This window comes from Nocardia sp. NPDC050406 (assembly GCF_044459025.1).
In the GTDB taxonomy this organism is placed as follows: Bacteria; Actinomycetota; Actinomycetes; order Mycobacteriales; family Mycobacteriaceae; genus Nocardia.
The window spans coordinates 398,905-414,317 of sequence record NZ_JBITIM010000004.1; the positions used below are offsets into that span (position 1 = coordinate 398,905).

Here is a 15,413-nt window from a genome sequence, read left to right on the forward strand (position 1 = left end):
GTGGAATGCTGGTGTCCATGGTGGTGGACAGGGCGGAGGTCTCGGGTGGTCGCTGGGGCGATCACAATGCCGAGCGCCGTCGCGCCATCATCACGGCCACCATCGAACTCATCGAGGAAGCCGACGCGGGCGAGGAGATCGCGCTCGCGCTCATAGCCGACCGAGCCGGGGTGAAACGGTCGGTCATCTACCGCCACTTCGCCGATCGCAAAGAGCTCGACGCCAAGACGCGCGAATTCGCCGTCGAGCGCGTGATCGATATGGTGATGCCGACCTTCGATCCCGCGGAGAGCCTGCGCGGCACCATCTTTCGCATAGTCGCCACCTACGTGGGCTGGGTGTCCGACCACGCCCGGCTGCACGCCTGGATCGAGCGCGGGCCCGGCAGCGCGGACGCGGCGGGCAAGGCGGTCGTCGTGGGCACCAAAGCCGCTGTCGCACAACGTATCGCCGATCTGTTCACGCTGGCGGCCGGTGTGGTCGGGGAGACCCACCCCGGTATCGACGTGGCGTCCTTCGGGGTGGTGTCGCTGGTCGACGGCGTGGTGACGCGCTGGCTCGACACCCGGCCCCCCGGTGTGGATGCCGCGGAGGTGACGCGCCTGCTCACCGATTCCATCTGGTTCATGTTCGACGGCCACGCTCGCGCCCGCGGTTACGTCATCGATCCGGACCGGCCGATCGCCGACCTGATGGCCGATCCGCCCGCCCGCGCGCTGTAGCGCGCCTCCGACCGGCGGCTTTCGCACATTTCCCGCCGTGCGCGACATTGTGTCGCGATCACCCTTGCTTCGTCGTGCGCGCGTCTGTACGTTCGAGAAGTGAGCGCGACACCATGTCGCGATCGCCGAACTAGGGAGATTGCGGTGCAGGAATCCACCACTCTGGACGACTATTCGGACGCACTGGCCACGCTGTCGGACGGCTCCGTACATCGGCGTTTCGATCCGTACGTCGATATCGCTTGGGACGACCCGGATTTCGCGGTGCGGACCGATGACGACCGCTGGATTCTGCCGCCCACCGACCCCTTCGGCGGCCACCCCTGGTATCAGGCGCTGCCCCGCGAGCGGCAGATCGCCATCGGCATGTGGCGGCAGGCCAATGTGGCCAAGGTCGGCCTGCAATTCGAGAACATCCTCATCCGCGGCCTCATGCAGTACGTCTTCCGGGTACCCAACGGTTCACCCGAATTCCGTTACTGCACACACGAAGCCATCGAAGAGTGCAACCACACCATGATGTTCCAGGAGGTGGTCGACCGGATCGGCGTCGACGTCCCCGGCATGCGGCCGTGGGTGCGCGTGGTGGGGCCGCTGGTGCCCTTCCTCGCCTCGTTCTTCCCCGAATGGTTCTTCGTCATGGTCCTCGCGGGTGAGGAACCCATCGACCACGCCCAGAAGAGCGTGCTGCGCGCGGGCGACCGCACCCATCCGATGCTGGAGCGCGTCATGACGATTCACGTCGCCGAAGAAGCCCGGCACATCAGCTTCGCCCACCAGTACCTGGAACACCATGTCCCCCGGGCCGGTCGGCTGAAGCGATTCGTCCTGTCCCTGGTCTTCGCGCCCACCATGCGCATCATCTGCGACCTCATCGCGGTGCCCACAGCCCGGTTCCGCACCGACTGCGACGTCCCGCACTCGGTGGTCCGCGATGTCTTCTGGGGCAGTCCGCAGGGGCGAAAGACCCTGCGGGACTCCTTCGCCGACGTGCGCATGCTCGCCGAGGAGCTGAAGCTCATGAATCCCATCGCCCGGGTGCTGTGGAAGCTGTGCCGCATCGACGGCAACCCGTCCCGCTTCCGCAGCGAACCAGCCCGCGGCCACTGACCGCCTGGCCCCGGGCTGAAATCTCGCCTCGGCCGCGCGGCGTTCGCGACGGATTCACCGAAGACGGTTATAACGGTGAGATCGCGCGAGGGACGGCAGGAGTGAGCGGAGGGGAGCACGTCGATGATGGACAGACGGCAGCTGTTGGGCCTGCTCACGGCGGGTACGGCGGTGGCTCTGACGGGCTGTACGACAGCGCAGAGCGACGTGGTCGATGCCGGTCCGCGCAATGCCGAGGGGGCGGTGGGCCCATCGGCCGCGCCCGTCCCATCGCTGCCCGCGCCGCCGACGGGGCCCAAGACCGCCATCCCCGCGGGCACCATCACCGCGTTGCCAGGGCCGGGCAGAAGTATGGCGCTCACCGTCGACGACGGGGCGAGCCCCGAGGTGGTCGGGGCGTACATCGAGTTCGCCAAGACCACCGGTGCGCGGTTCACCTTCTTCGTGACGGCGTACTACGACTCGTGGACCATCCACCGGGATGCCTTGCGGCCCTTGGTGGAATCCGGTCAGATCCAGTTGGGCAATCACACCTGGGATCACGCGGATCTGACCAAGCTCTCCGCCTCCGGGGTCGCCGCCCAGCTGAACCAGGCGAAGACCTTCCTGCGCGACAACTTCGGCGTGGACGGCACGCCCTACTATCGTCCGCCCTTCGGCCGACACGATGCCGCCGTCGACAGGGTGGCCGCGGACCTCGGCTACACCGTCCCGGTCATGTGGTACGGCTCGCTGTCGGACTCCGGTCTGATAACCGAGCAGTATCTGATCGAATGCGCGCACCGCTACTTCAACCCGCAGACGATCGTGATCGGCCATGCCAATTTCGCGCCGGTCACCCGCTGCTACGGACAACTCGTCGACATCGTTCGCGAGCGCAACCTGTCCATGGTCACGCTCGACGACGTACTGATCCCGCCGGTGTAGTCAGGCGACGATATTCACCAGGCGGCCCGGGACCACGATCACCTTGCGGGGTTCCTTGCCGCCCAACAGTTCCGCCACCTTCGGGTCGGCCAGCGCGGCGTCGCCCACCGCGTTCTGGTCGGCGTCGGCGGGCACCGAGACGCGGGAGCGGACCTTGCCGTTGATCTGAATCGGGTACTCGACCGAATCCGCCACCAGCAGTGCGGGATCCGCGACCGGGAACGGACCGTGCGCCAGGGAGGCGGTGTGGCCCAGGCGTTCCCACAGCTCCTCGGCGATGTGGGGGGACATGGGGGCCAGCATCAGCACCAGCGGCTCCGCGACGGTGCGGGGCGTGCCCTCGGGGTAGTGCTTGGTCAGGTGGTTGGTCAGCTCGATCAGCTTCGCGCCCGCGGTGTTGTCGCGCAGATTGGCGTAGTCGTCGTCCACGCCCGCGATGGTCTTGTGCAGCAGACGCAGTGTGTCGGTGGACGGTTCGGCGTCGGTGACGCGCACGGCGCCGGTCTCCTCGTCCACGATCAGCCGCCACACGCGCTGCAGGAAGCGGTGCGCGCCGACGACATCCTTTGTCGCCCAAGGCCGCGAGGTGTCCAGGGGACCCATGGACATCTCGTAGAAACGGAAGGTGTCGGCACCGTACAGATCGCACATCTCATCGGGGGAGATGGCGTTCTTCAGCGATTTGCCGATCTTGCCGTACTCCTGGAAGACCTCGATCTCGGTCCCGGAGTCGTTGGTCCAGAAGAACTTTCCGTCCCGCTCCACCACCTCGGCGGCCGGAATGTAGGCCCCGCGCTCGTCGGTGTAGGCGTAGGCCTGGATGTAGCCCTGGTTGAACAGGCGGCGGTACGGCTCGGAGCCGCTCACATCGCCCAGATCGAACAGCACCTTCTGCCAGAACCGCGCGTACAGCAGATGCAGCACCGCGTGCTCCACGCCGCCGACGTACAGATCCACGCCGCCCGGATCCTTCGGCCCGTGTTCGGCGGTGCGCGGTCCCAGCCAGTACCGCTCGTTCTCCGGTGCGCAGAAGGCCTCGGAATTGGTCGGGTCGGCGTAGCGCAGCTGATACCAGGAGCTGCCCGCCCAGTTGGGCATGACATTGGTGTCGCGGCGGTACTTCTTCGGGCCGTCGCCCAGATCCAGCTCCACGTGCACCCAGTCGGTGGCCTTGGCCAGCGGCGGGGACGGTTCGGAGCTCGCGTCGTCGGGGTCGAAGGTGACCGGCGCGAAGTCCTCGATCTCCGGCAGCCGCACCGGCAGCATGGATTCCGGCAGCGCGTGCGGTGCGCCGTCCTCGTCGTACACGATCGGGAAGGGCTCGCCCCAGTAGCGCTGGCGGGCGAACAGCCAGTCGCGCAGCTTGTACTGCACCGTGCCCTTGCCGTGCCCGTCGGACTCCAGCTGCTCGATGATGGCGGCCTTGGCGGCCTCGATGCCCATGCCGTCCAGGTGATTCGAGTTCACCAGCACGCCGTCGCCGGAGTACGCGCTCTCCGAGATGTCGCCGCCCGCGATGACCTCCACGATCGGCAGGCCGAAGGCGGTGGCGAACTCCCAGTCGCGCTGATCGTGGCCGGGCACCGCCATGATCGCGCCGGTGCCGTAGCCGCTCAGCACGTAGTCGGCGATGAAGATCGGCACGCGCGCGCCGTTCACCGGGTTGGTGGCGTAGGCGCCCAGGAAGACGCCGGTCTTGACCTTGTTCTCCTGGCGCTCCAGATCCGACTTGGCGGCAATCGACTTGCGGTACGCCGCAACGGCTTCCGCCGGGGTCTCGGAGTCGAAGGTCCAGCGCGCGTCGACATTCGCCGGGTACGCGGCGGCGGTCAGGCGGTCCACCAGTTCGTGTTCGGGGGCCAGCACCACGTAGGTCGCGCCGAACAGGGTGTCGGGGCGGGTGGTGAAGACCTCGATGGTGTCCACCCCGGCCTCGAACTTCACCTGCGCACCGCGCGAGCGCCCGATCCAGTTGCGCTGCATGGCCTTCACGTTCTCCGGCCAGTCCAGCTCGTCCAGGTCGTCGACCAGGCGATCGGAGTAGGCGGTGATGCGCATCATCCACTGCCACAGGCGCTTGCGGAAGACCGGGAAGTTGCCGCGCTCGCTGCGGCCGTCGGCGGTGACCTCCTCGTTGGACAGCACCGTGCCCAGACCCGGGCACCAGTTGACCATCGAATCGGTCTGGTAGACCAGGCGATACGAGTCGATCAGGGCATTGCGTTCGGCGGTGCCCATCTCCGCCCAGCCGCGGCCGTTGGCCGAGCGCTTACCGGATTCGAATTCGGCGATCAGCTCCTCGATCGGGCGCGCCTTGCCCAAACCCTCGTCGTACCAGGCATTGTAGATGCGCAGGAAGATCCACTGCGTCCACTTGTAGTACTCGGGATCGGTGGTGGCGAAGGAGCGTCGCCGGTCGTGGCCCAGACCCAGGCGGTCCAGCTGCCGCTGCATGGTGGCGATATTCGATTCGGTGGTCACGCGGGGATGCGCGCCGGTCTGCACCGCGTACTGTTCGGCGGGCAGGCCGAAGGCGTCATATCCCAAGGCGTGAAGCACATTTCGGCCGCGCATGCGATGGAAGCGCGCGAACACGTCGGTGGCGATGTAGCCCAGCGGGTGGCCGACGTGCAGGCCCGCGCCGGACGGGTACGGGAACATGTCCTGGATGAACAGCTTGTCCGCCGGGACATCGCCCGCCAGCGGACCGACCGGATTGGGCGCGAAGAACGTGCCGCGCTCGGTCCAGTTCCGCTGCCACTTCTTCTCGACCCGGCCAGCGAGGTCGGCGTTGTAGCGGTGTGCGGGCACGTCGCTGCTCCCGGACTCGATGGTGCCGGTGGTGTCGGTTGCACGAGTGTCCTGCACGATCCTGCCTTCTGGTCTCGCCGATCCCCGATAAACGTCGCTCACCAGGGTAAAGCGTGCCCATCCCTACACCCAAAAGGGGTGTACAGTCCATCGGCTACTCTGCATGAGTGTTCGTTGTGGCGTTGATCCTGTTCGTGCTGGCGGCCATTGCCGTCGTCACCGGGGTGCTCGGGCTGACCGGCAAGCTGCCCGGCAACCGTTACTTCGGCGTCCATACCGAGGAGGCGCTGCGCTCGGAAGAGGCGTTCGTCCTCGCCAACCGGGTGGCCGCCCCCACCTCGATCGGTGCGGGCCTGCTGCTCGCCGCGGGCGGCGTGGTGGCCGTGGCGGCCAGTGGCATCGCCGCCGTCGTGGCCCCGATCGTGGCCCTCGGCATTGGCTTCCTCACCCTGGGCGCGGGCGCGAATGCCGCCGCGCAGGCCATCGCGGGCCTGGCCCCGGCCGAGGAGATCGGCGGCTGCGGCAGTGCCTGCGGCTCGTGCTCGCTGCGCGACGCCTGCGAACCCGCCGCGCGCTGAGTCACTCCAGCCGCTTGCGCATCCAGATGTGCTCGATACCCGCGTCCTCCCAATCGGGTTCCCCGAAGGCCTGGTAGCCGAGCCGCTCGTAGAACCCCTGTGCCTGGGTCTGGGCATGCAGTTCGATGCGGGTGAGACCGCGTTCGCGGGCCCGCTCCTCGATGGCCCGCACCAGCAGCGCGCCCAGTCCGGTGCCGCGCGCGGTGTCCAGCACCGCCAGCCGCCCGAGCACACCGCGCCCATCCTGCGCCACCAGCCGCCCGGCCCCCACCGCCTGTCCGTCGAGGCGGGCGAGGAAGTGGTCGGCGGTGGAATCCAGTTCGTCGATCTCGATCTCGGCCGGTACACCCTGCTCGTCCACGAAGACCCGCGTGCGCACCGAGTACGCCTCGGACCGCTCCTCCTCGGTGGTGACGGTGACGATTTCGATCATGAGCTCAGCATGCCGCAGGCGAGTCCGGTCATCGCGCACAGGCCGGGGGTGCGATGCCGCGCGAGAGCGGACTGCCCTGCGGATTGACGTACAGCACGGTCAAGGTCACCGGTCTCGAGCCGAGATTGCGCGCCAGATGCGCGTGGTCGCGGCCGCTGGGTTCCCGGAAGATCCGCCCGCGGCGATGGGTGACGGGAACGCAGTCCAGCCCGGGATGATCGAGATCGCCGCCGGTCACCAGGACGATCAGGGTGCCGTCGTGATAGTGCCAGCCACTCTGCCCGCCGGGTTCGACAATGGTTCGCCGCAAGACGAATTCGCGCCCCGCGACGGTCAGTCGGGCCAGGACCCGACTGGCGGTACCCGTCGCGGGGGCCGGATTCGCGCGATAGCCGCGCCGTGGTTCACGCCGGAAGAACGCCACGTCGAGCATCATTCCAGTCGCATCCGGCGGGCGCGGTCTCAGTGGTCGTCGTAATGCCCGTCGTGGGCGGCGTGGCGGTGGCCGTCGTGGATGTAGTCCACGTGGTCACCGTGCTGGACGGCCTGGTGGCCGCAGCCCTCGCCGTGCACGTGGTCGTGACCCTCGTGGGTGACGTGCTCGGTGGGTTCGCATTCGTCGTAGTGGCCGTCGTGGGCGCGGTGCAGATGCCCGTCGTGGGCGTAGTCGGTGTGGTCGCCGTGCGGAATGGCAACGTGCCCGCAATCGGCACCGTGTACATGCTCGTGGGCGTCGTGAACTGCGTGAGCGGTGGTCATGGAACATTCCTTTCGAAACGGTCAGGACTCTCCAGCTAACTCATATTGAAATTAGCACTCACGCATTGGTTCAAACCCGTGCGGGCCGCCGCGACTAGTCTCTACTGGTGCGATTTCTCAGCAAGTTCTATATCGACGGGTTCATTCTGTCGATTCTCGCGGTCGTCGTCATAGCCAGTGTTTTTCCGGCTCGAGGCGAGGGCGCGGAGATCGTGAGCTGGCTGACGAAGATAGCCATCGCATTGCTGTTCTTCCTGTACGGCGCGCGTCTCGCGCCCCGCGAGGCGGTCGCCGGTCTCACCCACTGGCGACTACACCTGACGGTATTGGCCTGCACATTCGTCTTGTTCCCGCTGCTCGGCCTGGCCGCGCACGTATTGGTGCCGCAGGTGCTCACCGAGGATCTCTACACCGGGCTGCTCTTTCTCACGCTGGTGCCGTCGACCGTGCAGTCCTCGATCGCGTTCACCTCGATCGCCAAGGGCAATGTGGCGGGCGCGATCGTGAGCGCCACGCTGTCGAACCTATTGGGCGTCTTCCTCACTCCCGCACTGGTGATCCTGTTGATGAACACCACCGGGCAGGCCGAGGTCGATCTCTCCGCCATCGTGGATATCGTGCTGCAACTGCTGGTGCCGTTCCTCGCCGGTCAGCTCTTGCGGCCCAAGATCTTCGGATTCATGGCGCGGCACGCGGAATCGACCAAACTGGTGGATCGCGGCTCCATTCTGCTGGTCGTGTACAGCGCGTTCAGCGCGGGCATGGTGGAGGGCATCTGGCATGCCATGTCGCCGTGGCGGATTCTCGGCCTGGTCGCGGTGTGCTGCTTCATCCTCGTCATCGTGTTGGCGGCCTCGGGCTTCTGCGCCGATCTGCTGCGCTTCGACCGGGCCGACCGCATCGTGGTGGTGTTCTGCGGTTCGAAGAAGAGCCTGGCCACGGGGCTGCCCATGGCCACCGTGCTGTTCGCGGGCGCGCCGATCGGCCTGATCGTGCTGCCGCTCATGATCTTTCACCAGGTGCAGCTCATCGTGTGTGCCGCATTGGCTCAGCGCTGGGCCAGGACCGCGCCGTGAGCGAGCGCGGACCCTCGTCGCGGGGCCGATGCGATAGCGACGTGTCGCGGCTCAGTGCGCGCAGTACCGCCCGCCCGGCGCGCGAATCGCCCACGGCGATACGGGCACTGCCGTCCGGATAGGTCTTGGCGGCGATTCCCGCCTGCCCCAAGGCCGCCGACACCTGGTCGCCGGGGAGATACAGAAAGTTCCCACGCCCGCGCGGTACTCGGATGCCGATGCGGCGCAGCGATGCCCGCAGCATCTCCCGTTCGGTCGTGATGCGCAGAATCCGTTCCGCCAGTTCGGTTTCGGCCGCGTAGCAGGCCGCCACCGCCGCCGCGGCACTGGCTGGTACGCCGAACGGCAATTGCAGCCGCCGTACCCGGCGCACCAGTTCCTCGGCGCCGAACGCGTAGCCGATGCGCAGTCCGGCCAGTCCGTACGCCTTGGAGAAGGTGCGCAGGACGAGCACATTCGAATGCCGCCGGATCAGCTCGACGGTATCGAGAGTCTCGTTCGCGCCGAGGAATTCGGCGTACGCCTCGTCGAGCACGATCGGCACCCGGGCCGGAACCTCGTGCAGAAACGCCTTCAGCTCACTGGCCGAGGCCACGGTGCCCGTGGGATTGTGCGGGCGGCACACCGCGAGCAGTCCGGTGCGCTCGCTCACCGCCCGCGCCATGGCCCACAGCTGCTGGCAGCCCGATGAATCCAGCGGTACCGCAACGGGTTCCAGCCGCGTCATGGCCGCCATGATCGGATAGCCGTCGAAGGTGGGCGTGGCGAACACCATCTGGTCGCCGGGCGCGGCCACGGTCTGCATGATCTGCATGGCCACTCCGGTCGCGCCCGCGCCCACCACCACCTCGTCGGGTCGCACACCCACGTGGTCGGCGATGAGCCGGGGCAGTCGCCGCGGCTCGAACTCCGGATACCGATTCGCCTGCGGCAGCGTCCGTTCCAAGGCGCGCACCACCGAAGGCAGTGGCGTGAACGGGTTCTCGCTGAGGCTCAGGTCGTAGCGCACCGGCGCGTGCGCGCCGCGCCCCCATTCGGGTGACGACCGCTCCGGATGCGGCAGCAGCACGCTCATACCGCGCCCCAGCGCACGGCCGCCGCCCCGGCGAAATCACCGGCGTGGGCGAAGGCCGCCATGAGCACCACCGAACCCGGCGTCAACCGCCCGGCGCGCTGTTCCGCGTCGAGGGTCACGGGAATCGCCGCGCCGAACAGATTTCCACACCGGTCGAAGGTGTCGGGATGGCGCTGTGCGGGCAGTTCCAGCGCATCGCGCCAATTGCGCAGGAACAGTCGGTTGGGCTGGTTGGTGACGAAGGTGTCGATCTCGCCGCTGCGCACGCCGATGCGGTCGCATACCGCCATGGCCACCTCCGGCACGAGGCGGTTACCGCGCGCGAAGACCTTGGTGACCTTGGATTCGGTGAAGCTCACACAGCCCTGACCCGCGCCGGGCTCCCAGTACTTGCGCTCCGAGCCGGTGGAAAAGTCCATATCCCCGGCGAATTCGGGATAGGTGCGGCATTCGATGTCCAGGATGGGCGCGGAATTGTTCTTGACGAGCAAACCGACGCCGCAGCCGTCGCCCGGGACCGGCGCCTGGGCCAGTCCGCGAATCTCGGACTGGGTGAACACCGGCCCGGCGCAGTTCTGCGTGACCGCGATGAGCGCGGTGCGGGCGGCGGTGCCGCGCAATATGGTTCGCGCCAGCGCCATCATGTGCACGAATGCCGCGCAGCCGCCATTGTGCACATCGATCACGTGCGCCGGTTTCATCCCCAGCCGTCGCGCCACCTCCGGTCCCGCGCCGAGCACCGGATTGTCCGGCAGTTGGGTATGGGTGAGCAGGACGTCGATACCCGACAGGACATCGCTGCCATGGCGTTCGATCAGCGGCTGCACGGCACGCTCGACCATATCCACCGCGGTCTCGTCGCGCTGTCGGTGATGGCGGGTGGTCGGGGAGCGGAACATGACGTTCTTGGCCATGCGGTCCGAGCGCGAGTAGCGCGTGAAGTACTCGGTGCCGACGGGTTCGCCGGGCAGGTAGCTCGCCACATCCACCAGGCTGACCGGTGGCAGCGCGAGCGCGGGATCGGTGAAATCCATTGCGGTGCCTCACATCATCCAGTCGGGCTTGATCGGCAAGCCGTGTTCGGCGCGGTATTCGCAGATCGCCTTGAGGTTGTCCATTTCGAGCCGGTGTCCGGCGGAGAACATCTCCCAGAAGTCGCCGACCCACACCTTGCGGCCCGGCGGCGCGGTCTCGGGATAGGGGTTCTCGTCGTAGAACGGATGGTGGCAATTCGTCCACAGCACCACCGATCCCGGCTTGTGCAGAACCGTCTGAGCGTCGACGACGCGCAGCAGGTAGACCATCCACAGGTGTTCGCCCTGATCCCACGCGCAGTGGTAATCCACCGTCATGGCGTCGGGATTGGCCACGGTGCGCGTGTAGATCTTGGTATTGGGTCCGAGCCGGTCGTAGGACTCCCACAGTCCCGGCTCGTCCGTCTCCACGAAGCCGCGCAGACTGTAGGTCCACTCCTCCAGACATCGAGTGTCGGCAAGGTATTCGTACACCTCGCGCGGTGGCGCGGCGATGTAGTCCTGGACCGGACAGAACTGCCCGAAGATCTGATCGTGCGGATACACCGACCGCAGCATGTCCATGATGATCGGGGTGGTCTCCTCCCGGTCGGAATTCTCGATCCGCAGCACTCCGGGCACCACCTCCTCCGGAATATCGCTGAGTGCGGGCAGGAATGTGGTCACGGGAGCCTCCTCGGCGCGGTCAGGAACGGGGTGAACGGGGGGAGCTCGTCCGGATCGCAATCCACGGCGACGAACGACGGCCCCTCGGTATCGACGCAATGCCGCAGCGCCGCGGCGAGTTCGGTACGTGTGGCGGGGGAGTGGGCGCACAGGCCCGGGAACATGGCGGCCATGCCCGCGGCCGGGTGCGCGGGCCGAAAACGGTTGTAGCTGTAGCGATCCCCATAGAACAGCTGCTCGCGCGACACGCACATGGCGTGCGCGTTGTTGTTGAACACCAGGAAGGTGACGGGCAGCCGGTACTCGATCGCGGTGTGCACCTCCAGGCCGTGCATGAGGAACGCGCCGTCCCCGGCGATGACGAAGGTGCGCCGCACTCGACCGTCCGCCCGCCGCCGACGGGCGAAGGCCGAACCGATTCCGGCCCCGAACGCGTAACCCATCCCGCCCATACCGAGCGCGACGGTGAAGCGCCCGCCCCTCGGCACCCGCAGGTGGTGCACCACCGACGCGCCGGTGTTGCCCGCATCGGCGAAGACGTCGGAGCCTTCCGGCACAACGGAATTGACGATCTCCACGATCTCGCGGTACCGCAGCCCGGGCCCGTCCGAGGGCGGCACCTCCAGCACGGTGAGCGGCGTGCGCTCGGATCGAGTGGCGGACATCGAATCCGTGGATTCCGCTGGGCCGCAGGGCAATGCCTCGCACAGGCCGGTGAGCGCGGTGGCCAGGTCGGTGCTGTGGGCGTGCAGGCCGGGGACGAACGGGGTCTCGGCTCCGATACTGGCCACGGGGATCGCCCCCAACGCGGCCTCCATCCCGGCGCGAGAGGTGACCGGCATGCGCGTGCCGATCAGCAGGCACAGCGCGGCCCGGTGCACGGCGTCGAGCAGTTCGGGATGGCCCATACTTCCGGCGACGCCGCAGTAGCCGGGCGCGTCGTGGTCGTAGACATCCTTGGCCTCCGGACCGACCCCAACCGCGGCGTCGAGAAGGGTTGCGAGCCTCGCCAATTCGACACGTGCGTCATCGCGCGCGACCTGATCACCCGCGATGATCACGATCTTGCCGGTGGCCCGCGCCTGGTGCAGCGCGCGCCGGACCCGCGCCAAACCGTAGTCGTCGGTGCGATGTCGCCGCGCGGGCGGCCGGAACACCGGGGCGTCGGTCAGTTCGGCCTGCTGAATGTCCTTGGGCAGCAACAACACCGCCGGTCCACCGCCCAGCGCGGCCGCGGCCGCCTCGTGCAGGCGCGCGGGCAGGTCGGCGGGGGACTCGACGCGCGCGCAGTAGCGGGTGATCGGCGTGAAGAGCCGCACCGCGTCGAAGGCCCCCGCACGACCGCTCGAGTCCTGGAAGGCGCCTTTGCCCTCCAGGACCGTCGGGGGCTGCCCGACGATCGCCAGCACCGGGACCCGGGCGGCGAAGGATTCGGCCAGTCCGGCCACCAGATTCACCGCGCCGCCGCCCGAGGTGGCCATGACCACGCCGAGTCCGGCCGTGGAGCGGGCGCAACCATCGGCCATAGTGGCGGCGGAGAACTCGTGCTTGGCGACCACGGCGGTGAGCTGTTCGCCCTGGTGGGCGGCGTTGTAGTCGAAGACCGCGTCGTAGACGTCCTCGATATTCGCGCCGTCGACGCCGAACAGATGTCGCACGCCCAGTGCCGCGACCGCCTCGATCAGGTGGTCGACCACCCGCGTTCCGTCGCGCATACACGCTCCCTTCGCCGCCCGAACCGCCGCATGCCGCGGCCTTGCCGCGTGTGCAGGGAGATACGGAATCGGCCCGTGACCGGTTCAATCGTGCGCGAGGGAAACCCGAGCTTGTGTGTACGTATACGTCTACGTATAGTGAAGTCATGCCGAACAAGACGATCTACGTATCCGATGACGACCTGACGCTGTTCACGCGCGCTCAGGAGCTGGTCGGCGGCAATCTGTCCGGTGCGATCGTGACGGCGCTGCGTCGATACATCGAACTGGAGGAGGGCCGCCAGGAGGGCTTCGAGGAGATTGTCCTCCCCGTCGGCCACAACGGTGTCCGCCAGGTCCGGTTCTCCGGCGCACTGCTCGGTGAACACCGCGACTGGACCGACTCCCGCCAGGAACACATTCGCGTATACCGCAGCCGCAAGGGCAAATTCGTGCTGCACGAGCACTTCGCCAACTGGGACGAGTACGTCAGCGAGACCAACTGGCTCAAGGACGTCACCAACTGGCGCAAGATGCTGGGCATCGGCGATCCGAGCTGGGGTGACTACAACCTCACCATCGTCGACACCCTCGGCGAACTGAAGGGCAAGATGCCCGACGTTCTCTTTCAGCGGGTAGCCGATATCGCGGAGCGCCCGCCGGTGGAAGACCTCGATATCTAGCTCGAACCACCCTGCCCCACAACTGAATTCATAGATTGAAAAACCTTGACCGGCCCACCGGGCTGTCACGGCCTAGCTGACTCATGCATTCATTAGCACCCATTGATGAGAGGAACCCATGAACACCGGATACCGCGCCCCGGCCATATCGGTCCGCGGGCTGTGCAAATCCTTCGGGGAACAGGTCGTGCTCGATCGCATCGACCTCGAGGTCCCCGAGGGCACGATCTTCTCGCTACTCGGTCCGAACGGCGCGGGCAAGACCACCACCGTGCAGATCCTGTCCACGCTGCTGCGCGCCGACGGCGGCGAAATCGTCGTTGGCGGTTACGATCTCGGCGACGCGCCCGAGGGCGTGCGCTCCGCCATCGGTGTGACCGGACAGTTCTCCGCGGTCGACGAATTGCTCACCGCCCGCGAAAACCTCATCCTCATGGGCGATCTGCACCATATGCCGCGCGGTGAGAGCGCCCGCGTCGCCGAGGTGCTGTTGGAGCGCTTCGACCTGGTGGAGGCCGCGGACAAGATCGCCAACACCTTCTCCGGCGGTATGACCCGCCGCCTGGATCTGGCCATGACCCTGGTCGGCGACCCGCGCATCATCTTCCTCGACGAGCCCACCGTCGGCCTCGACCCGCGCAGCCGCCGGGTCATGTGGGACATCATCCGCGATCTGGTGGCGGGCGGCGTCACCATCTTCCTCACCACGCAGTACCTGGAGGAGGCCGATCAGCTGGCCGACCAGATCGCCGTGCTCTACCAGGGCCGCATCGTGGCCCAGGGCACCGCCGCGCAACTCAAGCGCCTGGTCCCCGGCGGCTACATCAAGCTCGATTTCGCCGAACGCGACCACTTCGACGCCGCCGCACGGGCATTCGGGTCCGCCGCGCAGATCGACGGCGACCTGACCCTGGCCATCCCCAGCGACGGGGCGGTCAAGTCCGTGCGCGAGGTGCTCGACCGCCTCGACGAGATCGGCGTGGAGGCCGAAGGGCTCTCCGTGCACACCCCCGATCTCGACGATGTCTTCCTCGCCCTCACCGGCGGCTACGCGAAGGAGAACGTGTAATGTCCACCGCATTCGCCGATTCGGCGACCATGTTCCGCCGGAATATGCTGCGCGCCAAGCGCTATCCGGCCCTGACCATCAGCATGCTGGTCATGCCGGTCGGCCTGCTGCTGTTGTTCAACTACATCTTCGGCGGTGCGCTCGAATCCGCCACCGGCGGTGAGAAGTACATCAACTACCTCACCCCGGGCATGATGTTGATGATTCCGGCCTACCTGGTCGCGGGCATCTCGGTGTCGGTGGCCATGGATATGACCCAGGGCATCGTCAATCGCTTTCGCACCATGCACATTTCGCAGACCTCCATGCTGACCGGCCAGGTCTCCGGCACCTGGGTGCAAGGCATGCTCGGCGTCTCGGTCATGACGCTGGTGGCGGTGCTCATCGGCTTCCGTTCGCACGACGCCACCGTGCTGGAGTGGCTGGCCGCCTTCGGCCTCATCGGCGTGACGGTGCTCGCCCTGAACTGGCTGGGCGCGGCCTTCGGCCTGGTCGCGCAGAATCCGGAGAGCGCCTCCAATCTGCCCATGCCGATCATCATGCTGCCCTTCCTGGGCAGTGGCCTGGTGCCCACCGACACCATGCCCACCGGTGTGAAGCAATTCGCCGAGTACCAGCCCTTCAGCCCCATCGCCGAGACCATTCGCGGCCTGCTCATGGGCACCGAGATCGGCAACAACGGCTGGCTGGCCCTGGGCTGGATCCTGGTCATCGGTCTGGGCGGATACCTGTGGGCCGCTACGACTTTCAAGCGCAAGGTCAACGGCTGAATCGTG

Annotated in this window: 16 protein-coding genes; 8 read left to right on the plus strand and 8 right to left on the minus strand. The window is 67.2% G+C overall.

All coding sequences use genetic code 11. The features are described from left to right. The first annotated feature begins 17 nt into the window (after positions 1–17). The 3 genes from ACIBH2_RS30555 to ACIBH2_RS30565 all read left to right on the plus strand — a co-directional run bounded on the left by ACIBH2_RS30555 (position 18) and on the right by ACIBH2_RS30565 (position 2,759). Positions 18–722: a TetR/AcrR family transcriptional regulator gene (locus tag ACIBH2_RS30555; protein WP_397123758.1), complete on the plus strand. Its 705-nt coding sequence runs from the start codon at positions 18–20 to the stop codon at positions 720–722. Between the two features lie 138 nt (positions 723–860). Beyond that, on the plus strand, positions 861–1,832 hold the full coding sequence (locus ACIBH2_RS30560) for a diiron oxygenase (protein WP_397124287.1): 972 nt from the start codon (positions 861–863) through the stop codon (positions 1,830–1,832). 123 nt (positions 1,833–1,955) lie between these two features. Further along, a complete protein-coding gene (locus ACIBH2_RS30565) occupies positions 1,956–2,759 on the plus strand; it encodes a polysaccharide deacetylase family protein (protein WP_397123760.1) in 804 nt (267 codons plus the stop codon). Here the strand turns inward: ACIBH2_RS30565 and leuS are convergent, their stop codons facing one another. Continuing rightward, positions 2,760–5,627, minus strand: coding sequence for a leucine--tRNA ligase (leuS, locus tag ACIBH2_RS30570; protein WP_397123762.1), 2,868 nt, complete (start codon positions 5,625–5,627; stop codon positions 2,760–2,762). Positions 5,628–5,737: 110 nt separating this feature from the next. Here leuS and ACIBH2_RS30575 point away from each other — a divergent pair, with 110 nt between their 5' ends. Then, the gene (locus ACIBH2_RS30575; RefSeq protein WP_397123764.1) at positions 5,738–6,148 is read left to right on the plus strand and encodes an SdpI family protein; all 411 of its coding nucleotides are present in this window, start codon (positions 5,738–5,740) and stop codon (positions 6,146–6,148) included. A 1-nt stretch (position 6,149) separates the two neighbouring features. Here ACIBH2_RS30575 and ACIBH2_RS30580 read toward each other — a convergent pair whose 3' ends face one another. From ACIBH2_RS30580 to ACIBH2_RS30590, 3 genes are read right to left on the minus strand one after another with little or no spacing between them, the layout of a single operon-like run. Beyond that, the gene (locus ACIBH2_RS30580) at positions 6,150–6,581 is read right to left on the minus strand and encodes a GNAT family N-acetyltransferase (RefSeq protein ID WP_397123766.1); all 432 of its coding nucleotides are present in this window, start codon (positions 6,579–6,581) and stop codon (positions 6,150–6,152) included. Between the two features lie 28 nt (positions 6,582–6,609). Continuing rightward, positions 6,610–7,017: a cupin domain-containing protein gene (locus tag ACIBH2_RS30585; RefSeq protein ID WP_397123768.1), complete on the minus strand. Its 408-nt coding sequence runs from the start codon at positions 7,015–7,017 to the stop codon at positions 6,610–6,612. A 26-nt stretch (positions 7,018–7,043) separates the two neighbouring features. Next, entirely contained in the window at positions 7,044–7,340 is a 297-nt protein-coding gene (locus tag ACIBH2_RS30590) for a hypothetical protein (RefSeq protein ID WP_397123770.1), read from the minus strand. 107 nt (positions 7,341–7,447) lie between these two features. Here ACIBH2_RS30590 and ACIBH2_RS30595 point away from each other — a divergent pair, with 107 nt between their 5' ends. After that, positions 7,448–8,416, plus strand: coding sequence for a bile acid:sodium symporter family protein (locus ACIBH2_RS30595; RefSeq protein WP_397123772.1), 969 nt, complete (start codon positions 7,448–7,450; stop codon positions 8,414–8,416). Here the strand turns inward: ACIBH2_RS30595 and ACIBH2_RS30600 are convergent. From ACIBH2_RS30600 to ACIBH2_RS30615, 4 genes are read right to left on the minus strand one after another with little or no spacing between them, the layout of a single operon-like run. After that, on the minus strand, positions 8,367–9,491 hold the full coding sequence (locus ACIBH2_RS30600) for an aminotransferase class I/II-fold pyridoxal phosphate-dependent enzyme (protein ID WP_397123775.1): 1,125 nt from the start codon (positions 9,489–9,491) through the stop codon (positions 8,367–8,369). The genes ACIBH2_RS30595 and ACIBH2_RS30600 overlap by 50 nt on opposite strands. Further along, on the minus strand, positions 9,488–10,525 hold the full coding sequence (locus ACIBH2_RS30605; RefSeq protein WP_397123777.1) for a 3-oxoacyl-ACP synthase III family protein: 1,038 nt from the start codon (positions 10,523–10,525) through the stop codon (positions 9,488–9,490). The genes ACIBH2_RS30600 and ACIBH2_RS30605 overlap by 4 nt, the downstream gene beginning before the upstream one ends. A 9-nt stretch (positions 10,526–10,534) precedes the next feature. Continuing rightward, positions 10,535–11,191 (minus strand): SRPBCC family protein, encoded by a 657-nt coding sequence (locus ACIBH2_RS30610; protein WP_397123779.1) that lies wholly within the window; start codon positions 11,189–11,191, stop codon positions 10,535–10,537. Continuing rightward, the gene (locus ACIBH2_RS30615; protein WP_397123781.1) at positions 11,188–12,906 is read right to left on the minus strand and encodes a thiamine pyrophosphate-binding protein; all 1,719 of its coding nucleotides are present in this window, start codon (positions 12,904–12,906) and stop codon (positions 11,188–11,190) included. The genes ACIBH2_RS30610 and ACIBH2_RS30615 overlap by 4 nt, the downstream gene beginning before the upstream one ends. 146 nt (positions 12,907–13,052) lie before the next feature. On the opposite strand from ACIBH2_RS30615, the gene ACIBH2_RS30620 reads away from it, so the two are divergent. The 3 genes from ACIBH2_RS30620 (at position 13,053) to ACIBH2_RS30630 (ending at position 15,407) form a co-directional block, all read left to right on the plus strand. Continuing rightward, positions 13,053–13,568 (plus strand): EXLDI protein, encoded by a 516-nt coding sequence (locus tag ACIBH2_RS30620; protein WP_397123783.1) that lies wholly within the window; start codon positions 13,053–13,055, stop codon positions 13,566–13,568. Between the two features lie 118 nt (positions 13,569–13,686). Then, complete coding sequence (locus ACIBH2_RS30625; RefSeq protein ID WP_397123785.1) at positions 13,687–14,637, plus strand: ATP-binding cassette domain-containing protein; 951 nt, start codon at positions 13,687–13,689, stop codon at positions 14,635–14,637. Then, positions 14,637–15,407, plus strand: a complete 771-nt coding sequence (locus ACIBH2_RS30630) for an ABC transporter permease (protein ID WP_397123787.1) — start codon at positions 14,637–14,639, stop codon at positions 15,405–15,407. Before ACIBH2_RS30625 ends, ACIBH2_RS30630 begins: the two co-directional genes overlap by 1 nt. Positions 15,408–15,413: the final 6 nt, after the last annotated feature.